Raw genomic sequence first — 3,610 nt, forward strand, 5'->3', positions numbered from 1 at the left:
CCAGTGCTGCTCCTCGGCCACGTGGCCATCGGCGCGCTTGCGGCGGACCGTCATCAGTGTCACGCCCGGAGTGCCCGAGGTGTTGTTGCCCCGCTGGCGCATGCACAGCTCCTGTTCGGTGAACGGGGCCAGCTCGGCCAGACGGGCATCCCGCCAGACCAGGGCCGCCGCCAGCGCCTGGTCCATGTCGCCATAGCGCGCTGCGCTGAAACACCGCCGGTGAGTCACGCCACGGCGGTACAGCCGCACTTCCCAGAGCTGGCTCAGCGAGGAGCGTTTGATGCCGAAGTGCGAGTCCTTCGGGGACGGGGAAGTGTCGCGGTCTTCAGGCGTGCGCTGCTGCGGCATGGTCCGTCCTTTCGGCTCAGTCCTGCAGTTCGTCCCACTGCCAGACCGTCGCACCGTAGTCGCCGCCGACTTCGGGCATGACCTGCCCGGCTTCAAAGCGCTGGCGGCTGCCGGCGCGTGCCGGGGTGAACCAGAAGCCGGTCTTGGGACAGGGTTGGTTGGCTTCGCAGCGCAGGCGCGCGGGCGAAACAGGACTGGGTGCGGCCTTCACCTCAGCTTCATCGTCGAACTCGCCATTGACGGGCTCCACGAAATACCACTTGCACGGGCGTTTGGCGAAGGCAGCGAAGGCAATGGCTTCCTTTGCCAGATGAGGCTTGGCTCGGACCTTTGCCAGATCAGACATGCCCGTGTCGAGTTTGGGGTTCCTCTCCATTTCCTGGATCGCGGCCGGAATCAGTTGGGTGTCGTCGATCCATAAATTGTCGCGGCCCACCGCGGCCAACAGCCGCTGCCCAACGTCGTTGAAGACAATCGCGTTGCCCAGCACACCGTCATCGTTGCCCGTCCAGGCGAACTGCAAGGTGGCGTTGGGGTCGTCCTGGGCCAGGTACACCCCGGTGCGGGGCGGCTTCTTGCCTGAAATGCCTTCCACATCGGTTCGGACACGGAACTTGGGCAGGCGCGGGAACCTGTCGGCGTTCTCCTGCCAATTCACGACCATGAGGAAGTCATCGAGATCGCGCGTACCACCTACACCCACCGCATCGTCGATTTGACTTGCGTAACGATAGATGGCTTCCCACTGCCGGTTGAATTGCGCCTCCTCCTCCGGGGTCATCCACATGGAAGAGAACTCGGAGATCATGCGGCCGCATTGGTTGGCGCCGGTACCGCAATAAGCCTCGGATGCTCGCCAGGCAATCAATCGAAGAGTGGACTTCTTGAAATCCTCCAGGGCCGGGTACACATGGGTGGACCAGTTGGCCGAGGTGTCGCGCACACCCCAGCGTGGGTTGGCGATCAGCGCGTCACGCCCTTGGCGCCTGGCCAGTTCCAGATGCACGTCCGCGCCCTGGATGAGCGCGTCGATCATGGCCAGCAAGCCCTTGAGGTAGTCCAGGCTCATCCAGTGGTAGAGCAAGGTGGCCTGGCGCTTCTGCTGCAGGCTGAGGGTGTAGGCCGGGTAGCCGCCGATGGGCTGGCCAAGCAGGTTGGTGGTCATGGGGAGGCTGGCCCGCTGTGGTCTCTGACCCTGCACATCAGCCCTGCTCCTCGTCCCACTGCCAGATGGTGGCACCGTAGTCGCCGCCCACCTCGGGCATCACCTGTCCGGCGTCAAAGCGCTGGCGGCTGCCCGTGCGGGCGGGGGTGAACCAGAAGCCGGTCTTGGGGCAGGGTTGGCCGGCTTCGCAGCGCAGGCGTTGTTCCGCTGCGGCCGCAGTCGAGGCAGACAGCTGGACCTTGTCCTTCACGCGATGGGCCCGAGCCCAGTCGGCCAGGTCCTTGGGATAGACCAGGTGATCCCGGAAGCTGCTGTCGTCGATGCCGTGCAGCACGCAGACAGCGGCTGCTTCGAAGGCCCAATAGCCCTCGTAAGGCTGTTGATGCTCTTTCTGCACGAGATGCCCATCGTGCCAGGGTACGCCCTCGAAGGCCTTATACCAGCCGTCAAGGTACTTCTTGACGTAGGCGACAGACTCCGCGGGCGTGTCGGCGGTGTAGATCGCATCCACCAAGGCACCGTAGGGCTCCTCGTGGAAGAAGACCTCAATGTCGCGCGGATCCGGCACGATGGTCTCGAACATGTACTCCATCAGCATGTCGGTGCCGCGCGTGCTGCTAAGCAGGGTCGCAACCCGGCGAATGCCGTCGCCTTCGCCGAGCAGGATGCCCAGGCTGATCATGTCCAGCGCGAGTTGAAATTGGAATAGGTCGCCCAATTCCACCGGTGACTGGTTTGGGTCCAACTCGCGGTTACCTGTCGTCTCGATGCGATGCAGCCAGTATTTGTGCTCCGCCTTGTGCCACGCCTCGAACCAGTGCAGGGCCTCGGCGTACAGGGGCTTGAGAGCCTCGATGGGCTCGCCTGCGGTGTAGTGCAAGCGGACCAGTTTCAACTTGTCCTTGAAGATCTGCCCTTCACCAAAGGCATCTGTATCTCCTTCGGACTTTCGCTCCGCTATCGCCTTGGTCTGCTCACCAATCAGCGTGGCTAACCAAACCACATTCAAGACAAAATACTTCTCTGTCAGGAATTTCTGGCGACGCTTCTGGCGGAATTCGGCTTCGGTCATGAGGATTTCTTGCTCTCGTTCTTCGAGCGGCCTGAGGTCTGTTGTCTATGTTCGGGAGTTGCCTTTCGGCCCAGGTTGCGTGCGTCTTTGCGCGCCTGCTCAACAGCATCGATGTCTGCTGCCGACCACTGCAACGCTACACCGTGGTCAGCGTGGACATGCACTTCAGCGTCTATACGACCAAAGGCCACATCCTCCAAAGCGTATGCATGGGCCGTTGCACCCGAAGATTCGAGGGTGACCAGCGCGACTCGCCTGGATGTTCTGTCTACTGTCAGTGCAATCTCAGCGGATGGCGTCAACCCGCCCTCGCGCGTAGCCCGGTCTGCAACCCACGCCTTAGACATCTGCATGGTTGGCGTTTCCTTGTCGCCCTTGTCTGAGTAGTCAGCGAGCACGTAATGCAGTTCTTGCAACCTGGGGTCCTTGGTGTCGATGACAGGAATCCATCCCTGCTTCTCCTTGTACTTGCCGAAGCCATAGACCGCGCCCATGCTGGCACTGGCCTTGGCTTCGGTCACCGTGTACTGGCCGCCATGCTCCCACACGGCATCAATGCCGGGGCGATTGACCTCGCCCAGGTCGCTGAGCACGATGTGAATCGGCCCCTTGTGCTGGTTGTCGCCGCGGCGTTTGTCGTTGAGTTTCTTGACGCTCTCCGGGCGCCACTGGCCTTGAGGCGCGTCGTGCGTCCAGTCCCCGTCCAGGCGTTTGAGCTCGTGGTAATCCACCACATGCTCACCGATCAGCCCCTTGACCTGATTGACCGGCTTGCCGATCTTGCGCAACGTGCGGGCGACAGCCGAATGTGTCGAGCCCTTGCCACGTTGGGCGTCCGTGCGGTCAGAGGCTCCTACCTTGTGTTCGCCTTCACGCGCAGGCACCTGGCCTTTGGTGTGGGGATCAGCTGCATTGTGGCCGCCTCGGGTGCGCGTGGCCGGCACCGCACTGGCCACGGCCACATTGGCCGTAATGGCCATCGCCACGGCTGCGCCTTGCTCGCCCAACAGGTCGTCAGGATCCTG

The 3,610-nt window shown here is 62.6% G+C and carries 3 protein-coding genes and 1 pseudogene; all 4 read right to left on the reverse strand.

Translation table 11 applies throughout. From position 1 onward, the window contains the following. A pseudogene (locus I73_RS25860) lies at positions 1–348 on the reverse strand (AP2 domain-containing protein); the annotation flags it as partial. A gap of 16 nt (positions 349–364) precedes the next feature. Then, a complete protein-coding gene (locus tag I73_RS04200) occupies positions 365–1,513 on the reverse strand; it encodes a hypothetical protein (RefSeq protein WP_022979467.1) in 1,149 nt (382 codons plus the stop codon). Between the two features lie 37 nt (positions 1,514–1,550). Then, positions 1,551–2,585, reverse strand: coding sequence for a PoNe immunity protein domain-containing protein (locus I73_RS30690; RefSeq protein WP_022979468.1), 1,035 nt, complete (start codon positions 2,583–2,585; stop codon positions 1,551–1,553). Beyond that, on the reverse strand, positions 2,582–3,610 hold a 1,029-nt coding region (locus I73_RS33045), incomplete at its 5' end, for a hypothetical protein (RefSeq protein WP_159105839.1). The genes I73_RS33045 and I73_RS30690, both read right to left, overlap by 4 nt.

This window comes from Ideonella sp. B508-1 (assembly GCF_000333615.1).
Lineage (GTDB): Bacteria > Pseudomonadota > Gammaproteobacteria > Burkholderiales > Burkholderiaceae_C > Ideonella.

Excerpts from the sequence above, each read along its gene's own strand:
- I73_RS04200 (WP_022979467.1), bottom strand. The coding sequence starts at position 1,513 with ATGACCACCAACCTGCTTGGCCAGCCCATCGGCGGCTACCCGGCCTAC.
- I73_RS30690 (WP_022979468.1), bottom strand. The coding sequence starts at position 2,585 with ATGACCGAAGCCGAATTCCGCCAGAAGCGTCGCCAGAAATTCCTGACA.